The sequence below is a fragment of the Bradyrhizobium sp. AC87j1 genome (assembly GCF_002936975.1).
Taxonomy (GTDB): domain Bacteria; phylum Pseudomonadota; class Alphaproteobacteria; order Rhizobiales; family Xanthobacteraceae; genus Bradyrhizobium; species Bradyrhizobium shewense.
In genome coordinates this window covers 110,850-128,733 of the sequence record NZ_PTFE01000004.1, presented here as the reverse complement: position 1 = coordinate 128,733, position 17,884 = coordinate 110,850, and the positions used below count along the sequence as shown (strand labels likewise).

The 17,884-nt window shown below is 63.8% G+C and carries 18 protein-coding genes; 13 read left to right on the top strand and 5 right to left on the bottom strand.

Features of this window, described 5'->3' with window-relative positions:
* Positions 1-59 precede the first annotated feature (59 nt).
* The 3 genes from CV770_RS04570 to CV770_RS04560 all read left to right on the top strand — a co-directional run bounded on the left by CV770_RS04570 (position 60) and on the right by CV770_RS04560 (position 2,286).
* A complete protein-coding gene (locus tag CV770_RS04570) occupies positions 60-1,163 on the top strand; it encodes an anhydro-N-acetylmuramic acid kinase (RefSeq protein ID WP_104461465.1) in 1,104 nt (367 codons plus the stop codon).
* Between the two features lie 94 nt (positions 1,164-1,257).
* On the top strand, positions 1,258-1,953 hold the full coding sequence (locus CV770_RS04565) for a glutathione S-transferase family protein (RefSeq protein ID WP_104461464.1): 696 nt from the start codon (positions 1,258-1,260) through the stop codon (positions 1,951-1,953).
* 9 nt (positions 1,954-1,962) lie between these two features.
* Positions 1,963-2,286: a DMT family transporter gene (locus CV770_RS04560; RefSeq protein ID WP_091956854.1), complete on the top strand. Its 324-nt coding sequence runs from the start codon at positions 1,963-1,965 to the stop codon at positions 2,284-2,286.
* A gap of 109 nt (positions 2,287-2,395) precedes the next feature.
* Here the strand turns inward: CV770_RS04560 and CV770_RS04555 are convergent, their stop codons facing one another.
* The gene (locus CV770_RS04555) at positions 2,396-3,043 is read right to left on the bottom strand and encodes an alpha/beta hydrolase (protein ID WP_014495555.1); all 648 of its coding nucleotides are present in this window, start codon (positions 3,041-3,043) and stop codon (positions 2,396-2,398) included.
* 348 nt (positions 3,044-3,391) lie between these two features.
* On the opposite strand from CV770_RS04555, the gene CV770_RS04550 reads away from it, so the two are divergent.
* The 8 genes from CV770_RS04550 (at position 3,392) to CV770_RS04515 (ending at position 10,927) form a co-directional block, all read left to right on the top strand.
* Positions 3,392-4,534, top strand: coding sequence for a cysteine desulfurase family protein (locus CV770_RS04550; protein WP_104461463.1), 1,143 nt, complete (start codon positions 3,392-3,394; stop codon positions 4,532-4,534).
* Positions 4,535-4,659: 125 nt separating this feature from the next.
* Positions 4,660-6,156 carry a Fe-S cluster assembly protein SufB gene (gene sufB, locus CV770_RS04545; RefSeq protein ID WP_104461462.1) on the top strand — a complete coding sequence of 499 codons (1,497 nt, stop codon included), beginning with the start codon at positions 4,660-4,662 and terminating at the stop codon, positions 6,154-6,156.
* Between the two features lie 61 nt (positions 6,157-6,217).
* Positions 6,218-6,970, top strand: a complete 753-nt coding sequence (sufC, locus tag CV770_RS04540; RefSeq protein ID WP_165637354.1) for a Fe-S cluster assembly ATPase SufC — start codon at positions 6,218-6,220, stop codon at positions 6,968-6,970.
* 11 nt (positions 6,971-6,981) lie between these two features.
* On the top strand, positions 6,982-8,286 hold the full coding sequence (sufD, locus tag CV770_RS04535) for a Fe-S cluster assembly protein SufD (RefSeq protein WP_104461461.1): 1,305 nt from the start codon (positions 6,982-6,984) through the stop codon (positions 8,284-8,286).
* Complete coding sequence (locus CV770_RS04530) at positions 8,283-9,530, top strand: cysteine desulfurase (RefSeq protein WP_104461460.1); 1,248 nt, start codon at positions 8,283-8,285, stop codon at positions 9,528-9,530. The genes sufD and CV770_RS04530 overlap by 4 nt, the downstream gene beginning before the upstream one ends.
* On the top strand, positions 9,527-9,898 hold the full coding sequence (locus tag CV770_RS04525) for an SUF system Fe-S cluster assembly protein (protein ID WP_018323035.1): 372 nt from the start codon (positions 9,527-9,529) through the stop codon (positions 9,896-9,898). Before CV770_RS04530 ends, CV770_RS04525 begins: the two co-directional genes overlap by 4 nt.
* 49 nt (positions 9,899-9,947) lie before the next feature.
* Positions 9,948-10,346, top strand: coding sequence for a HesB/IscA family protein (locus CV770_RS04520; RefSeq protein WP_018323036.1), 399 nt, complete (start codon positions 9,948-9,950; stop codon positions 10,344-10,346).
* A gap of 158 nt (positions 10,347-10,504) precedes the next feature.
* Positions 10,505-10,927, top strand: coding sequence for a TfoX/Sxy family protein (locus CV770_RS04515; protein WP_104461459.1), 423 nt, complete (start codon positions 10,505-10,507; stop codon positions 10,925-10,927).
* A 62-nt stretch (positions 10,928-10,989) separates the two neighbouring features.
* Here the strand turns inward: CV770_RS04515 and fabA are convergent, their stop codons facing one another.
* The 4 genes from fabA to CV770_RS04495 form a co-directional block, all read right to left on the bottom strand.
* Complete coding sequence (fabA, locus tag CV770_RS04510; RefSeq protein WP_091956983.1) at positions 10,990-11,520, bottom strand: bifunctional 3-hydroxydecanoyl-ACP dehydratase/trans-2-decenoyl-ACP isomerase; 531 nt, start codon at positions 11,518-11,520, stop codon at positions 10,990-10,992.
* Positions 11,521-11,718: 198 nt separating this feature from the next.
* A complete protein-coding gene (locus CV770_RS04505; protein ID WP_104461458.1) occupies positions 11,719-12,786 on the bottom strand; it encodes a GGDEF domain-containing protein in 1,068 nt (355 codons plus the stop codon).
* Positions 12,787-12,951: 165 nt separating this feature from the next.
* Positions 12,952-14,505, bottom strand: a complete 1,554-nt coding sequence (locus CV770_RS04500) for a DEAD/DEAH box helicase (RefSeq protein WP_091956845.1) — start codon at positions 14,503-14,505, stop codon at positions 12,952-12,954.
* A 299-nt stretch (positions 14,506-14,804) separates the two neighbouring features.
* Complete coding sequence (locus CV770_RS04495; protein WP_104461457.1) at positions 14,805-15,767, bottom strand: helix-turn-helix domain-containing protein; 963 nt, start codon at positions 15,765-15,767, stop codon at positions 14,805-14,807.
* A 207-nt stretch (positions 15,768-15,974) separates the two neighbouring features.
* Between CV770_RS04495 and CV770_RS04490 the strand changes: the two genes are divergently transcribed.
* Together CV770_RS04490 and CV770_RS04485 are read left to right on the top strand one after the other, a co-directional pair.
* Positions 15,975-17,489 carry a caspase family protein gene (locus CV770_RS04490; RefSeq protein WP_104461498.1) on the top strand — a complete coding sequence of 505 codons (1,515 nt, stop codon included), beginning with the start codon at positions 15,975-15,977 and terminating at the stop codon, positions 17,487-17,489.
* 30 nt (positions 17,490-17,519) lie between these two features.
* Positions 17,520-17,780: a hypothetical protein gene (locus CV770_RS04485; RefSeq protein ID WP_245453675.1), complete on the top strand. Its 261-nt coding sequence runs from the start codon at positions 17,520-17,522 to the stop codon at positions 17,778-17,780.
* Positions 17,781-17,884 lie beyond the last annotated feature (104 nt).

The window sequence follows — 17,884 nt, the reverse complement described above, 5'->3', positions numbered from 1 at the left end:
ATGTGTCCCTTTGGCACAAGATCGGCATGCCGGAGGGGGTCTCTTGAGGACGCTGATCCATGATGTTGACGGCACTCGGTTTGATGAGCGGCACCTCGCTGGACGGGGTGGATGTCGCGCTGATCGAAACCGATGGAAAACAGGTGAAGGCATTCGGGCCGTCCGGCTACCGCGCCTATAGCCCTGCGGAGCGCAATCTGCTGCGCCAGGCGCTCTCCGAGGCTGTGCACCTGCCGCAACGTGACGCCCGGCCAGGGATCCTGGCCGAGGCCGAGCGCGCGGTGACACGGGCCCATGCCGAGGCGGTTGCCGCCTTCTTCGCCCAGAACCGCCTGAAGCCCGAGGATGTCGACATCGTCGGCTTCCACGGCCAGACTGTGCTGCATCGCCCCGAACGTCGGCTGACGGTGCAGATCGGTGACGCTCCGGCGCTGGCGAAAGCGATCCATATCCCCGTGATGCATGATTTCCGTGCCGCCGATGTCGAGGCGGGCGGGCAAGGGGCGCCCTTCGTACCGGTCTACCACCGCGCGCTCGCCAACTCGCTGGATCGCGAGGGGCCGATCGTGGTGGTCAATATCGGCGGCGTCTCCAACATCACCTATATCGACGGCAACGACACGCTGATCGCCTGCGATACCGGCCCGGGCAACGCGCTGCTGGACGATTTCATGTACCGCACCATGAACCAGGCGTTCGATGCGGAAGGAAAGTTCGCAGCACTCGGGAAGGCCGATGAGGCCTGGATCGCTCGCGCGCTGGAGCTGCCGTTCTTTGCGCTGCCTCCGCCGAAATCGCTCGACCGCAACGATTTCGCCGCCTTGAGGCTCGGCGACGTGGCGCCGGCGGACGGTGCTGCGACCCTGACCGCCTTCACCGCGACGGCGATCACCCGCATCATCCCGTTGTTGCCGCGGCGACCGCGGAGCTGGATCGTCTGCGGCGGCGGCGCTCGCAACCTCACCATGCTGCGGACGCTCCGGGAGCGGGTGGGATCGGCGACCGTCGAGGCCGCCGAGACGCTCGGCTGGGCCTCCGACGCCATCGAAGCCCAGGCCTTCGGCTTCCTCGCTGCGCGTGGGCTGAAGGGCCTGCCATTGTCCTATCCGACCACCACGGGGGTGCCGATGCCGATGACGGGCGGGGTCATCGCGCGGCCCTGAGGTCGGGCGATCAATGCAGATGCATTGAACTTGACGAATGCATGCAACTGCATCTATATTGGATGTAGTTGCATCAATCGCCGGGATCATTGCCATGACGACCGCACTTGAGACGCCCGCTTCACTGAAACTGATCAGCCACAAGCTCTGCCCCTATGTGCAGCGCGCCGTGATCGCCCTCAAGGAGAAGGGCGTACCATTCGAGCGGATCGACATCGATCTCGCCAACAAGCCCGACTGGTTTCTAAAACTGTCGCCGCTCGGCAAGGTACCGGTGCTGGTGGTGACGACCGATAGTGGCGAGGTCGCGCTGTTCGAGAGCAACGTGATCTGTGAATATATCGAGGAGACGCAAGGGGGCGCGAAGCTGCATCCGGCGGATGCGCTGAAGCGTGCCGAGCACCGCGCCTGGATGGAGTTCGGCTCGGCGATCCTCGGCGATCTCTGGGGACTGGAGACGACGACGGATCCGGCGACCTTCGAAACCAAGCGCCAGGCGCTCGTCGCAAAATTCGCGCGTGTCGAGGCAGCGCTTGGCGCGGGCCCGTATTTCGCAGGCGATGCGTTCAGCCTGGTCGATGCGGTGTTCGCTCCCGTCTTCCGCTATTTCGATGTGTTCGACGAACTGACCGAGCTCGGCATCTTCAGCGATCTGCCGAAGGTGCGGGCGTGGCGTGCGGAGCTGGCGAAGCGTCCGAGCGTACGCACCGCGGTCGGCGCGGACTATCCGCAATCGCTGCGGGCTTTCCTGGTGCGGCACGACGCGCATCTGCTCAAGCTCGCCGCCTGAGGCGAGCCGATGTCACAGTCCATGGCCTGGCTGATGCTGGTGATCGCCGGCGCGCTCGATGTCGGCTGGGCGATCACCATGAAGTACGCGGAAGGCTACACGCGGGTGGGATGGAGTGTTGCTTCGCTGGTGCTGCTCGCAGCCTTTGTCTTCCTGCTCGGGCGCGCGCTCAAAGTGCTGGAAGTTGGTGTCGCCTATTCGGTGTGGACCGGCATCGGCGCGGCCGGAACGTTCGTGATGGGCGTGGTGCTGTTCGGCGAGACTTTGAGCGCGATGAAGCTTGCGGGCATCGCGCTCGTCTTGATGGGGATCGCCGCGCTCAAGCTGGCTTGAGCTGCGAGCTTTGGCCCGTAGCCCGGATGGAGCGAAGCGCAATCCGGGGCTTTGTGTCCGCGGATGGAGAGTCCCGGATTTCGCTTCGCTCCATCCGGGCTGCAAGGTCTTAGCGAACGTTCGCGAGCCGCATGTCGAGATACGCCGTGATGGTTTCCATCAGCGGTTCGAGCTTGGCGTCGAAGAAATGGTTGGCGCCGGGGATGACCTGCTGGTCGATCACGATGCCCTTCTGCGTCTTCAGCTTCTCGACCAGCGTGTTGACGTCCTTCGGCGGCACCACCGCGTCCTTCTCGCCATGCACGATCAGGCCCGACGACGGGCAGGGCGCAAGGAATGAGAAGTCGTAGAGATTGGCCGGCGGCGCGATCGAGATGAAGCCTTCCACCTCGGGGCGGCGCATCAGGAGCTGCATGCCGATCCAGGCACCGAAGGAGAATCCGGCGACCCAGCAGGCGCGTGCTTCGGGGTTGATGGTCTGCGCCCAGTCGAGGGCTGCGGCGGCGTCCGACAATTCGCCGGTGCCGTGGTCGAACGAGCCCTGGCTACGGCCGACGCCGCGGAAATTGAAGCGCAGCACCGAGAAGCCACGATGCGCGAACGCATAGTAGCACTGGTACACGATCTGATGATTCATCGTGCCGTGAAACTGCGGATGCGGATGCAGGATCATCGCGATCGGCGCGTTCTTCTGCTTGGCCGGATGATAGCGGCCTTCGAGACGGCCGGCAGGGCCAGTGAAAATAACTTCAGGCATCGATGATCTCTTGATTGATTTGCTGGAGAGACGATCCGCGGCAATCAACCGATTGTGGCCTCATCGGCAGGTACCGACGGAAGCGCGAATGAAGGGTGAGAAGGCGCGCCTTGCGGTGATGCGCTGAAGGCGCGCGGTGACTTGACGGTGCGGGTTCTAACATAGGCTGAGGGTCAAAAAGCAAGCATCTTGAACATCACTCAATGGGCTCAAGATGTTAGCGTGTCATGGTCGCGTCATCAGCTGCCGCGGATATGGAATCCCGTTGCCAAGCGCGTGTCGGGGCGCCATGTCGGGCTGGATGGGCCCCACGGGCCAGGTTTCCCAAGCAAGGTAATATAATACTACATGCGGAACCGCGTTTATCTCGACTGGAATGCGACCACGCCGCTGCGCGCGGAAGCGCGACGCGCAATGCTCGCCGCCTGGGACCTGGTCGGCAATCCGTCATCGGTCCATGCCGAGGGACGGGAGGCGCGACGGCTGGTCGAGGAGGCCCGTGCCACGCTGGCAGGAGCGGTAGGGGCGCTGCCGCGGAACGTCGTCTTCACCTCCGCTGGAACGGAAGCCAACGCGCTGGCGCTGTCGCCTGGTCTGCGGCGGTCGTCCGGCGGCCCGGCGGTCGAGCGGCTGCTGGTCTCGGCCGTCGAGCACGCTTCGGTGCTGACCGGTGGCCGGTTCGCGGCGGACAAGATCGGTCTGATCCCGGTGATGCGTTCCGGTGTCGTTGACCTCGACCATCTCAGGAGCCTGCTCGGTGACGGCCCTCCGGCACTGGTTTCCGTCATGGCCGCCAACAACGAAACCGGCGCGCTCCAGCCGGTCGCGGACGTCGCCCGGATCGTCCATGAGGCCGGCGGCCTCCTGCACGTCGATGCAATCCAGGCGCTTGGCAAAATCCCGTTCCAAATCGAAGATATGGGCGCGGATCTTGCGACTTTTTCTGCACATAAGGTCGGCGGCCCCAAGGGCGTCGGCGCACTGGCTATGGCGGAGGGACTGACAGGATTGGATCCGTTGCTGCGGGGAGGCGGCCAGGAGCTGAACCGGCGCGCGGGAACCGAGAATATTGCCGGAATCGCCGGCTTTGGCGCAGCGGTGAAGGCCGCGCTTCAGGCTCTTTCGGAAGATGCGGAGCAGATGGCAACCCTCAGAAACCGCTTGGAAAATGGCATCCGAGGAATCGCCGGCGCAACGATCTTCGCGGACGAGGTCCGGCGGTTGCCAAATACCGTTCTTTTCACGGCACCCCGCCTCAAGGCTGAGACCGCCGTGATCGGCTTCGACCTCGAAGGCATCGCAGTCTCCTCGGGTTCGGCCTGTTCCTCGGGCAAGGTCCAGCCGTCCCATGTGCTGTCGGCCATGGGGTACGATCCCGCCGTGGCCCAGGGAGCGGTGCGTCTCAGTCTGGGCTGGTCCACGGAACTCGATGACATCAATAGGGCGTTAGAGGCTTGGCGAAAGCTCGGTAATACCCTACTTAAGAGCTAAGCGATGAAACACGGCTTGAACGGTTCTAAGCAGGTGCTTTCCGCCAAAAAACATCGTAATAGACACCGTAATAATCGTTCGAGTTTGATCCACCGCGGTCCTTGAAACCGCGAGCGGAGGATGGAATGCCAGCCGTACAAGAGACGGTCGAGCGCGTGAAGCGCATCGACGTCGACCAGTATCGTTATGGGTTTGAGACCCTGATCGACTCCGAGAAGGCGCCCAAGGGGCTCTCGGAAGAGATCGTAAAATTCATCTCGCAGAAAAAGAATGAACCGGACTGGATGCTCCAGTGGCGGCTCGAGGCCTATCGGCGCTGGCTGACCATGACCGAGCCGACCTGGGCGCGCGTCGATTATCCCAAGATCGACTTCCAGGACCTCTACTACTACGCGGCGCCGAAGCCGAAGAAGACGGTCACCTCGCTGGACGAGATCGATCCGGAGATCCTGAAGACCTACGAGAAACTCGGCATTCCCCTGCGGGAAGTCGCCATGCTCGAAGGCGTCGAGCCCAAGCCCGGCGAAGAAGATCCCGCCCGGCGCAAGATCGCGGTCGACGCGGTCTTCGATTCGGTCTCGGTTGCGACCACCTTCAAGGCGGAGCTGAAGAAGGCCGGCGTGATATTCATGCCGATCTCGGAAGCGATCCGCGAGCACCCTGAATTGGTGCAGAAATATCTCGGCTCCGTGGTTCCGACCTCGGACAATTTCTACGCGACACTGAACTCGGCGGTGTTCTCCGACGGCTCGTTCGTCTACGTGCCGCCGGGCGTGCGCTGCCCGATGGAGCTGTCGACCTATTTCCGCATCAACGAGCGCAACACCGGCCAGTTCGAGCGCACGCTGATCATCGCCGACAAGGGCTCCTACGTTTCCTATCTCGAAGGCTGCACCGCGCCGCAGCGCGACGAGAACCAGCTGCATGCCGCCGTGGTCGAGCTGGTCGCGCATGACGACGCCGAGATCAAATATTCGACGGTGCAGAACTGGTACCCCGGCAATTCGGAAGGCAAGGGCGGCATCTACAATTTCGTCACCAAGCGTGGCGACTGTCGCGGCAACCGTTCGAAGATCTCCTGGACCCAGGTCGAAACGGGTTCGGCGATCACCTGGAAATATCCGAGCTGCATTCTCCGCGGTGACAATTCGAGCGGCGAGTTCTACTCGATCGCGATCTCGAACGGCTTCCAGCAGGTCGATTCGGGCACCAAGATGATTCATCTCGGCAAGAACACGTCGAGCCGCATCATCTCCAAGGGCATCGCGGCCGGCAAGTCGCAGAACACCTATCGCGGCCTCGTCACCGCGCACCGGAAAGCGACCGGCGCGCGCAACTTCACCGCCTGCGACTCGCTGCTGATCGGCGATAAGTGCGGCGCGCACACCGTGCCGTACATCGAGGCCAAGAACTCCTCGGCGACGTTCGAGCACGAAGCGACGACCTCAAAGATCTCCGAGGACGTGCTGTTCTACTGCATCCAGCGCGGTCTTTCGCAGGAGGAGGCGGTCGGCCTCGTCGTCAACGGCTTCGTCAAGGACGTGCTGCAGCAGCTGCCGATGGAATTCGCGGTGGAAGCGCAGAAGCTGATCTCGATCTCGCTTGAAGGGTCGGTCGGTTAATACCGACCCTCGCGGTGCGCTTAAGCGCTCCATGCATCATTTGAATAGACTGGACACCAAAATGGCTTTGCTTGAAGTGAAAGACCTCAAGGTTCGTGTCGAGGAGCGTGAGATCCTCCACGGGCTGACGCTGACCGTGAACGAGGGCGAGGTCCACGCGATCATGGGGCCGAACGGCTCCGGCAAATCGACGCTCTCCCACGTCATCGCCGGCAAGCCCGGCTACGAGGTCACCGACGGCCAGATCCTGTTCAAGGGTGAGGATCTGCTCGAGATGTCGCCGGACGAGCGCGCCGCCAAGGGCGTGTTCCTGGCGTTCCAGTATCCGGTAGAGATTCCCGGCGTCGCCACCATGAACTTCCTGCGCACCGCGCTGAACGCGCAGCGCAAGGCACGCGGCGAGAGCGAATATTCGACGCCGGACTTCCTGAAGAAGGTTCGTGAGGTCTCGAAGTCGCTGAACATCCCGCAGGACATGCTCAAGCGCGGCGTCAATGTGGGCTTCTCCGGCGGCGAGAAGAAGCGCAACGAGGTGCTGCAGATGGCGCTGTTCGAGCCGAGCCTGTGCATCCTCGACGAGATGGATTCTGGCCTCGACATCGACGCGCTGCGCATTGCGGCCGACGGCGTCAACGCGCTGCGCTCGCCCAAGCGCGCGATGGTCGTCATCACCCATTATCAGCGGCTGCTGAACTACATCGTGCCCGACGTGGTGCATGTGATGTCGAAGGGCCGTGTCGTGAAGAGCGGCGGCAAGGAACTGGCGCTGGAGTTGGAAGCATCCGGCTACGCCCAGTTCGAGGATGCCGCGTAAGGAATTTTGCAATGAACGTTGCTGTGGCAAAGACCGGAAAGGGCCGCGCGGTGAGCGATCTCTTCACCAGCGCCGAGGGCCGGCTGCCGGGTTCGACCGCGGTCACCGCCGTGCGACGCGAGGCGTTCGAGACCTATGAGCGTCTCGGCCTTCCGAACCGCCGGATCGAGGAATGGAAATACACCGACCTGCGCGCGCTGGTCGGCGAGGTGCTGCCGCTGGCAGCCGCGCCCGATGCGGCCGCGCTGAAGCGCGCCGCGGACGCGGTGAAGACGCATGCGATCGCAGGAGCCCGCAAGCTGGTCCTGGTCGACGGCGTGTTCGCAGCCGATCTCTCCGACGTCAAGGCGCTCGCCTCCGAGGCCGGCTTCAAGACGCTGCGGGAGACGCTGGAGAAGGATGCCGGTCTGTTGAAGACCGCGTCCACCGATGCCGTGATCGCGCTGAACGCCGCAATGGCGACCGATGGCGTGGTGCTGTCGATTGCCGACGGCGCACAGCTGTCCGCACCGATCCAGATCATCCACATCGCGACCGCCACATCGGCGTCGGCCTTCACCCGCTCGCAGGTCAGGATCGGGAAGGGCGCGCACGCCACCATCGTCGAGAGCTTCGTTGCGGCAGGCAGCAAGGCTTACCAGGTCAATGATGCCGTGATCGTCTCTGTCGGCGATGATGCCGACGTTGCGCATATTCGCCTGATGGACGATGCACCCGACGCCGTGAACGTGACCTCGCACTTCGTCACCGTCGGCGCCAACGTGAAGCTCAAGTTCTTCAATATGACCACCGGCGCGGCTGTCAGCCGCCTCCAGGGCTTCATCACGCTGGCGGGGGAGGGCAGTGAGCTCTCCGCCAACGGCGTCAACCTGTTGCAGAAGACCGAGCACGGCGACACCACGCTGGTGGTCGACCATGCCGTGCCGAACTGCGTCAGCCGCGAGATCTTCCGCGCCGTGATCGACGACCGCGCTCATTCGGTGTTCCAGGGCCGCATCATCGTCCGCCCCGACGCGCAGAAGACCGATGGCAAGATGATGACCCGCGCGCTGCTGCTCTCGGATGAAGCCGAGGCCGACAACAAGCCTGAGCTCGAGATCTTTGCCGACGACGTCTCCTGCGGTCACGGCGCCACCGCCGGCGCGCTCGACGACAGCCTGTTGTTCTATCTGAAGGCGCGTGGCCTGCCGGAGAAGCAGGCCCAGGCGCTGCTGATCCAGGCTTTCGTGGGCGAGGCGATCGAGCAGATCGCCGATGACGGCTTACGCGAGCATGTGATCGGCATCGCCGAGCGTTGGCTGGAGCGGCGCCAATGAGCACGCATCCTGCAGTCAAGAACGGTGCCTATGACGTCGCGCGCGTGCGCCAGGATTTCCCGGCGCTCGCGATGCAGGTCTACGGCAAGAAGCTGGTCTATCTGGACAACGCCGCCTCGGCGCAGAAGCCCAGCGCCGTGCTCGACCGCATGACGCAGGCCTATACGAGCGAATACGCCAACGTGCATCGCGGCCTGCATTACCTCGCTAACGCGGCGACCGAAGCCTATGAGGGCGGCCGCACCAAGGTGGCGCAGTTTATCAACGCGCCCCGTACGGAAGAAGTGATCTTCACTCGCAACGCGACCGAGGCAATCAATCTGGTCGCCTCGTCCTGGGGCGGGCCGAACATCAAAGAGGGCGACGAGATCGTCCTCTCGATCATGGAGCACCATTCCAACATCGTGCCCTGGCATTTCCTCAGGGAACGCCAGGGTGCCGTGATCAAATGGGCGCCGGTCGACGACGAGGGCAACTTCCTCATCGACGAGTTCGAGAAGCTGCTGACGGCCAAGACCAAACTGGTCGCGATCACGCAGATGTCGAACGCGCTCGGCACCATCGTGCCGGTCAAGGAGGTCGTGAAGATCGCCCACGCCCGCGGCATTCCTGTGCTGGTCGACGGCAGCCAGGGCGCGGTGCATCTGCCCGTCGACGTCCAGGACATCGGCTGCGATTTCTACGTCTTCACCGGTCACAAGGTTTATGGGCCGACCGGCATCGGTATCCTCTGGGCCAAGTACGACCACCTCGTCGCAATGCGTCCCTTCAACGGCGGCGGCGAGATGATCCGCGAGGTCTCGCGCGAGGTCGTCACCTATGGCGATCCCCCGCACAAATTCGAGGCGGGCACGCCCGCGATCGTCGAGGCCGTCGGCCTTGGCGCGGCCATCGACTACGTCAATTCGATCGGCAAGGAGCGTATCGCCGCGCACGAGCACGATCTCACCACCTATGCCCAGGATCGGCTCCGCGAGATCAATTCGCTGCGGCTGATCGGCACGGCACGGGGCAAGGGCCCGGTGATCTCCTTCGAGCTGAAGGGCGCACACGCCCACGACGTCGCCACCGTGATCGACCGCCAGGGCATCGCGGTGCGGGCCGGCACCCATTGCGTCATGCCGCTTTTAGAGCGGTTCAACGTAACGGCCACCTGCCGGGCCTCGTTCGGCATGTATAATACGCGGGAAGAAGTCGATCATCTGGCACAGGCGCTTTTGAAGGCGCGGGATTTGTTCGCATGAGTGACACGGCCGAAATCAAAGCTAGTCCGATGGAGACCCATTCGGCGCTGCCGCCGGAGGAGACCGAGCGGCTGACCACGGAGATCATCGCCGGGCTGAAGACCGTGTTCGACCCGGAAATCCCGGCCGACATCTACGAGCTCGGCCTGATCTACAAGGTCGAGATCAAGGACGATCGCTCCGTCGACGTCCAGATGACGCTGACGACGCCGAACTGCCCGGCCGCCGGCGAGCTGCCGACCATGGTCGAGAACGCGGTTGCCAGCGTCCCCGGCGTCGGCGTAGTCGACGTCAAGGTCGTCTGGGAGCCGCCGTGGTCGCCGGAACGCATGAGCGACGAGGCGCGCCTCGTGCTCAACATGTGGTGACGCGTAACCTCAGCATTGAATTTGCTCCGCAACGGACCAGATAGATAAGATGACCCAGGCGACACCAGCATCCACTCCGAAGCCGCGGCGACCGCGCCCGCAGGTGATGCGGCTGACGGACGCTGCTGCCCAGCGCATCACCGAGCTGACCCAGCGCGCCGATTCCGAGATCGTCGGCCTGCGCGTCGGCGTGAAGAACGGCGGCTGCGCCGGCCAGTCCTACACGGTCGAATACGCCCACGACGTCCGCCCGACCGACGAGGTCGTCGAGGACAAGGGCGTCAAGATCCTGGTCGATCCCAAGGCCGTGCTGTTCCTGCTCGGCACCGAGATGGACTACAAGGCCGACAAGATGCAGGCCCAGTTCGTCTTCAACAATCCGAACCAGATTTCCGCCTGCGGCTGCGGCGAGTCGGTCGAGCTGCGGCCGGCCAAGATCGACGGGTAACGCTTTCCCAATACTCTCGTGTCCCGGACGCGCCGCAGCGCCCTTGCGCTGCTGCGCAGAGCCGGGACCCACGCTATAGTCACCAGCGCAAGAGACTGGGCCCCGGCTCAGCAGCGCATCGTTACACGTTGCGCTGCGTCCGGGGCACGAGGGTGCCCATGGACCGCGAATTTCTGACCGACCTGTTCGCCGATTTCGGCCCCATCACCATCCGAAAAATGTTCTCCGGCTACGGCATCTCCGCCGACGGCATCAACTTCGCGCTGTCGCTGCGTGCCGGCCTGTTCTTGCGCGCCGACGAGGTGACGATCCCAGACTTTGAAGCCGAAGGCTCAAAGCCGTTTCAGTACTCGACCCGCGCCAAGACCGTGGTGGTCAACTCCTATTGGGAGCTGCCGGCGCGCCTGTTCGACGATTCCGCGGAGCTAGCACAATGGGCGAGGGCTGCCCTCGCTGCCGCCCAGCGTGCAAAGGTGAAGAAGCGGCCGAAGAACAAGGTGGCGAAGAAGCCAATCGCCAAGAAGCACTCGGCCAAGAAATCGGTTCGTAGGGTGGGCAAAGCGAAGCGTGCCCACGGTTAGGCTGCTGATTGTGGAGAGATGGTGGGCACGGCGCTTGCGCGCCTTTGCCCACCCTACGAGCCTCAATCCACGGCTTTGGTCAGGCCAACCCTCATGTCCTTGGCGGTGAAGACGCAGACGCTGTCGGCAAGCACACGGCCATCGGCAATTCCGAGCACCAGCTTGCCGCGGCGGACCATCCGCATGGCGACCTCGTAGCGCACGCGTCGCGTCTCCGGAGTGATGGTGCCCGTGCACTCGACTTCGCCGACGCCGATGGCGCGGCCCTTGCCCGGTGAGCCCGACCAGCCGAGCCAATAGCCGACCATCTGCCACATCGCATCCAGGCCCAGGCTTCCCGGCATCATCGCATCACCTCGATAGTGACAATCGAAGAACCAGTGGTCCGGCACGATATCCAGCTCGCCGACGATATGGCCCTTGCCGAATTCGCCGCCGTCCAGGCTGATTTCCGTGATGCGGTCCATCATCAGCATCGGTGGCGCCGGCAATTGCGCATTGCCGGGGCCGAAATAGCCGCCTTCGCTCGATCTCAGCAGCTCATCCCTGGTGTAGGACGGTTGCGGCGCGTGAAAATCATGGGGATTGGGCACGACGACAAGTCCTTTGCGGGCTCGGGTGCAGGCGGCCAATGTTGTCGTGTCAGATGTTGTTCGCCACGGAATAATGTCAAGCGGCGATGCTGTAGGGTGGGCAAAGCGAAGCGTGCCCACGGTTCGAAATAATCATGCCGAGATCGTGGGCACGGCGCTTACGCGCCTTTGCCCACCCTACGGCAGCTCTTTGAAAATCTACGCCACCCGGCTGTGGGTCTCGACCGCGTATTCCGGATCGGCTTCGCAGATCACGCGGTTGCGGCCGTTGCGCTTGGCGGCATAGAGGCAGGCATCCGCACGTTCGATCAGCGCGTCGGTGTCGTCGCCCGGCTTGAGCATGGAGACGCCGACGGAGATGGTGACGCGGCCGAGGATCTCGCCGGTGGACTTCTTCTTCAATTCCTTCGCCATCACCGCGCGGCGGATGTGGTCGGCCACCGTGAGGGCCTGACGCAGTGCGGTATTGGGGAGCACGACCGCGAATTCCTCGCCGCCATAGCGCGCGGTGATGTCCTGGCCCTTGATGGTCTGCTTCAGCGACAAGCCGACGAGCCGCAGCACCTGGTCGCCGGTGAGATGGCCGTAGGAATCGTTGAACGACTTGAAATGATCGATGTCGAACAGCAGCAGCGACAGCGGCTCGCCCGAGGCGAGGGCGCTCTGCACCGCCATGTCGATCATACGGTCGAAATATTTGCGGTTGCCAAGGCCCGTGAGCGGATCGGTCAGGCTCTCGGCGCGGATCGCCTCCAGGCTCTGCTGGAGATTGCTGATCTCGTTCATCGACAGCGTCAGCCGGTCTTCCAGCGTCTTGTTGGTCTCGCGCATCTCGCTGGTCGAACGCAGCAGCGTCTCGACGATCGCCTTGATCTGCTCGCGGTTCTTGGCCGACGCCAGTTTCTCGGTGGCTCCCGACAGGCTGGCATCGTAGGAGCCGGTCATGCCGAGTGCATCGCTCAAGACCTTCATCACGTCGTCGATCTCGCCGATGACGCGCGCACCGACCTTGTCGATGCGGTCGGTGGTCTTGATGTGGGAGAGATAGGTCTCGTAGATCTGCTCGAGATCGGCTTCAGTCAGCTTGCCGCTGCGCGCCAGCGTCTCATTGACGATCTTGTTGAGCGGCGCGTTGTAGCCGGTGGCGTAGACGTACCAAATCTCATAGTTGCGGGGAATTGCCGTCTGCCGTAGCGATCGGATCTGCCCGAGTGCTACCTCGGCGAACGCCATCGTGCGTTCGTGTTCATCGAGAACCTTGACCACGGAACATACCCCACAGCGGTCGATGCGCCGTCGACCGCAGCAATGCTTAAATTATGTTCGTAGGCTAACGGACGATCGTGAACACCCCGTAAATATACGTTCACGAATGCATCTAAAAAATTGTGCGGCGGCTTTGCTCAACCGAAACCTGGGGCGCTTCGCGCCTCAGGCTCCGGCGGGGGAGGAGCGAACCGGCCGCAGCAGAAACGCCGGCAGATGCGAATGATCGCCCGGCTCGCTGTCGGCTTCGCGCTGGCGGCGGGGCTCGGGGCGGCCGATCGACGGCACATGCGAATTATTAGCCTGCTGGCGCGCGTCGTGACGCGGCTCGGCCCTGCGCTTGTCGTCAGAACGATGCCTGGCTTCAGCGGGCTGTCTTGCCTCCGAAGAACTCTTTGCTTCGGAAGAATGTCTTGCTTCAGAAGATTGTCTTGCCTCGGAAGCATGTCTCGCCTCGCCACGGGGCTCGCGCGGCTCGTGGCTGCGCTCACGATCGCGGCCGCGCTGCGGCTTGCCGCGTCCGCCGCGTGAACGTTCGCGGCCGCGCGACTCGCGCGGACGCTCGGTCCCATCGGAGGCTTCGGCGTGGATTTCAAAGTCGCCTTCGGCGCGCGGAATGCTCTGGCCGATCAGCTTCTCGATTGCCACCATCGACTTCTGGTCGAGCGGCGTCACGATCGAGATCGCGGTGCCGGTGCGACCGGCGCGGCCGGTGCGGCCGACGCGGTGGACGTAGTCATCGGGATGGTGGGGGACGTCGAAATTGAAGACGTGGCTGACCTCGGGAATGTCGAGGCCGCGGGCGGCAACGTCCGAGGCGACGAGAAGCGGTAGCTCGCCCTTGCGGAACTGTTCGAGCGCCGCCATGCGGGCCGGCTGGTCCATGTCACCGTGCAGTGCGCCGACGCTGAAACCATGCTTCTGGAGCGATTTGTGAACGATGGCGACTTCGCGCTTGCGATTGCAGAAGATGATCGCGTTCTTGAGGTCCTTGGCCTCGCGCAGCAGGCGGCGAAGCAGCTCGCGCTTCTCATGCGCCTCGCGTCCCGCGGGCACCTGCGACTGCGTGACGGTCACGGCAGTGGTGGCAGGCTTGGACACTTCGACCTTCTGCGGATTGTGCAGGAAGGCTTCGGTGATGCGCCGGATTTCCGGCGGCATGGTCGCGGTGAAGAACAGGGTCTGTCGCGTGAACGGTACGAGCTTACAGACGCGTTCGATGTCGGGGATGAAGCCCATGTCCAGCATGCGATCGGCTTCGTCGATGACGAGCAGCTCGACCCCGGTGAGGAGTAGACCGCCACGCTCGGTATGGTCGAGCAGGCGGCCGGGGGTGGCGATCAGCACGTCGACGCCGCGCGTCAGCTTGGCATCCTGGTCGCCGAAGGAAACGCCGCCGATCAGAAGCGCGACGTTTAGTTTCTGGCCGGCGCCGTAGCGGTCGAAGTTTTCCTTGACCTGGGCCGCGAGCTCGCGGGTCGGCTCGAGGATCAGCGTGCGCGGCATGCGCGCCCGGGCCCGGCCCTTTTCGAGGATGGTGAGCATCGGCAGCACGAAGGCCGCAGTCTTGCCGGTGCCGGTCTGGGCGATGCCGAGCACGTCCTTGCGTGCGAGGACGTGGGGGATCGCCTGTTCCTGAATGGGGGTGGGGGTGGTGTAACCGGTGGCCGCCACTGCGGCGAGGACTTTTTCGGACAGTCCGAGATCTGAAAAGGACATTGAGCCTCTGGTCGAAACCGCCGTTCGGAATCGAGGGTAATAAGGCTGTCGCGTTCCACCCCGAAACGGCGCGCTCTCAAAGAAGCTGGGGGTGCTGACTCACGCGAACAAAGCGCCAGGCTCAGGAATCGGTCTTCGATCTGAGCCGCGTCGCCCCGGAACATAGGCGGGAATCGGCCAAAGTCAATGGAGCGGGCGCGGGAAGGTCCTAAAAAACCTGAGGTTTTTACCAAATAGCGGGTGCGACTGGGGTTTTTCCGCGCAACCCCGCGCTCCGGCCTGAGCCGCCAAAACGGCGGCTAACGCCTATCGGAGCCCTGCGCCCGGAAGTCGCCTGGGGCCATGCCATAAGCGGCATTGAAGACCCGGTAGTAGGTTGCCAGGCTCTCGAAGCCGCAGGAGGTCGCGATGTCGGCGATCAGCCGCTCCGGTGCCTCACGCATCAGGCGGCGGCTCTGTTTCAGGCGTTCGTCCGTCACGGTCTGTGAGAAGCTCTTCGCCGCAGTCTCGAACAGCATGTGCAGGTGGCGTACGGACACGCCGAGCTCGTCGGCCACCATCGTCGGTGCCAGATCCGGGTTTTGCAGGTGGCCCGCGATCAGGCGCTGGGCCCGCGAGAGGCGGGCGGTCCGTAGCGCGGCCTGTCCGCGCCGGCTGCCGGGCCTGACGATGCCGCGCTCGATCAGCGCCAGATGGGCCAAAGCCTGGACGAGGGAGGTCGCATTGCTGGCGCCCTGATCCGTGGAGGCTTCGCCGAGCTCGGCAAAGCAGGCCCCGAGCAGGGGCGCCAGGGTGGGATCGCCGAACGTCCGGGGCGCAAGCTCGCGCATGCGTTTGTCCTGCGCCGGGATGCTGCTGACTGGAATCTTCAGGATCCGCAGGTGGAAGCCCCCGGCGCCCAGCGGCGCCGTGCGGTAGGGCAGGTCGGTATGGCTGGTGGCGAAATTGCCCGGGGCGATCGCGAAGTCGTTTCCGCGCATGCCGCCGAACCAGCCGCCGCTGCCGAGTTGCTGGTAGACGCAGATGCTGTCGCCGGGTGCGTAGGCGATGTCGGAGCTGCTGCGCTCGACCGTATATTGCGAGGCCTTCAGCTCGACGAGGCCGGCGCCGCCAAGCTGGCGCAGCGAGAATTCGCCGAAGAAGTCCGCGCGCCGTTCGCGCTCGAGTTCGGCGGTTACGCCGAACAATCCCTTCGAGCGCACCTCGCGCCAATAATCGAAGCGATCGTGCGGCTCGACTTCGTCGGTACACCAGCGATACACGGCAGCCCCCTCGCTTCGAGCGCGTTTGCCTGATGCCAAAGAAAAAGCAGATTCCGGCGCAATCTGCCATAGGCAGATCGTGGAACCGGGGCCCGGGCCCTTGAACCCTCGTTACATCTGGGCCGGCTATCACACAGCGGCAGGGGGTCCAATGAACTGCTGTTCGAGGGAAGCGGCGTGGCGCCGTTCTGCAACGGGAATTTTGCGATGACGCGTCGGCTTTTCGGAATTCTGGCGGCCCTTGGCCTGGCGGCGGGCCTGAGCGGCTTCGTAGCTCCCGCCTATGCCGAGAAGCGTGTCGCACTCGTCGTCGGCAACAACGACTACAGGAACGTTCCGAAGCTGCTCAAGGCGGTCAACGACGCCCGCACCATGGGCGATACGCTGAAGCAGCTCGGCTTCTCGGTGATGGTCGCCGAGAACCAGAGCCGGCAGCAATTCTCCGAGACCCTGCTCGCCTTCGACAAGACGATCGAGCCAGGCGACACCGCATTCTTCTTCTACGCCGGCCACGGTTTCGAGATCGCGGGCCAGAACTACCTGCTGCCGACCGACGTGCCGGCGGCGACCGAAGGGCAGGAAGAGCTGGTGCGTGACGCCTCGATCCTGGCCGACCGCATCGTCGAGCGCCTCCAGAACAAGAAGGCGCGGACCTCGATCCTCGTATTCGACGCCTGCCGCAACAACCCGTTCGAGCGCAAGGGCACCCGCGCAGTCGCCGGTGGCGGCGGGCTTGCCCCGATGGTGCAGCTGCCCGAAGGCGTGTTCTCGGTGTTTTCGGCTGGTCCCCGCCAGACCGCGCTCGACCGCCTCTCCAACGACGACGCCAATCCCAATTCGGTGTTCACGCGCACCTTCGCCAAGGAGCTGCTTCAGCCCGGCGAGAACCTCGTGCAGGTGGCGCAGCGCACCCGCCGTGCCGTCAGCGAGATGGCCGATACCGTCAAGCATAGGCAGGTGCCGGTCTATTTCGACCAGATGGTCGACGACGTCTTCCTCAGCGGCATGGCGAAGGATTCCGTCGCGAGGCCGGCTGATCCGCCACCGCAGAAGCTCGCGGCGCTACCTCCGGTGTCGGTGCCGCAACTGCCGAAGGAGGAGACCCTCAACGCGCCGATCGCGAGCTTCTCGCGGCACAATGGCGGCTGGAGCGTGGTGTTCTCGTTCGCCGACCCGACTCTCGGCATTTCCTGGCGCATGGCCGGCAAGGGCGATTTCCGCGAGACCGGCTTCATCGACACGCTCGATCCGCGCACGCGCAAGCGGATGCCGAACCCGTCGATCGAATTGCCGCCGGATGCACAGGCCGGCACCATCGAGGTCCGCTATGTCGATCAGTCCGGCGACATGCAGGGGCCGTTTCCGATCAGGTTCGATCCTGAGGCCGCGCTGATCCGCGACCAGCGCAAGATCCTCGACATGACGTCGACGAGCTGGCTGTCCTTCCGCGAGTTCAACGGGCTGCTGGTCTACTACACGCACCTCGTGTCCTATCGCTGCGCCATCCGCGAGGTGCGCATCGGCATCGACACTGCCGTGCCCAACCAGGTGCTGAGGATGCCTGCTTGCGACATGCGCGACCCCAGTGCGATCACCGCCGGCATGCCGCTCTACATGAAGCTTGCGCCCGCCACGCAGTCCCTCTCGGTGGAGCTGACCTATCGCGACGGCAGCGTCTCGGAGATCAAGAGTTTCCGCAGCGCGAATCGCGGCAATAATTGAGGCCGTGTTCATCGGGCGGGGCGTGACGGGATGGACGAACTTAAATCGGACAAGCCAACGGTGGAAATGTTAGAGCTGGGGATGACAAAATTCATCATCGTCGCGCTGCTCACGACGCTTCCGGCTCTGGCGCAAACTGCTCCAATCCCCACGCAGCCACTGACCGACCGGGAACGCGTCCAAGCGGACCGTGCGAAGGCCGCCCAGGATGAAAAGGTGGCTCCGATGACGCGTCCCTGGGATCGTGATTCCGATGGCAAGCGCCCATGGGAACGGAAGTCGAAGCCCTGAGGTAGCGGACGTCCGTTCGCCGCAGGCGACGGAACAACTCCTTGGTCACCCGGATTGTCTGTCAAACCAGGGAGACGATCCATGATCCGCAAGTCCATCCTCAT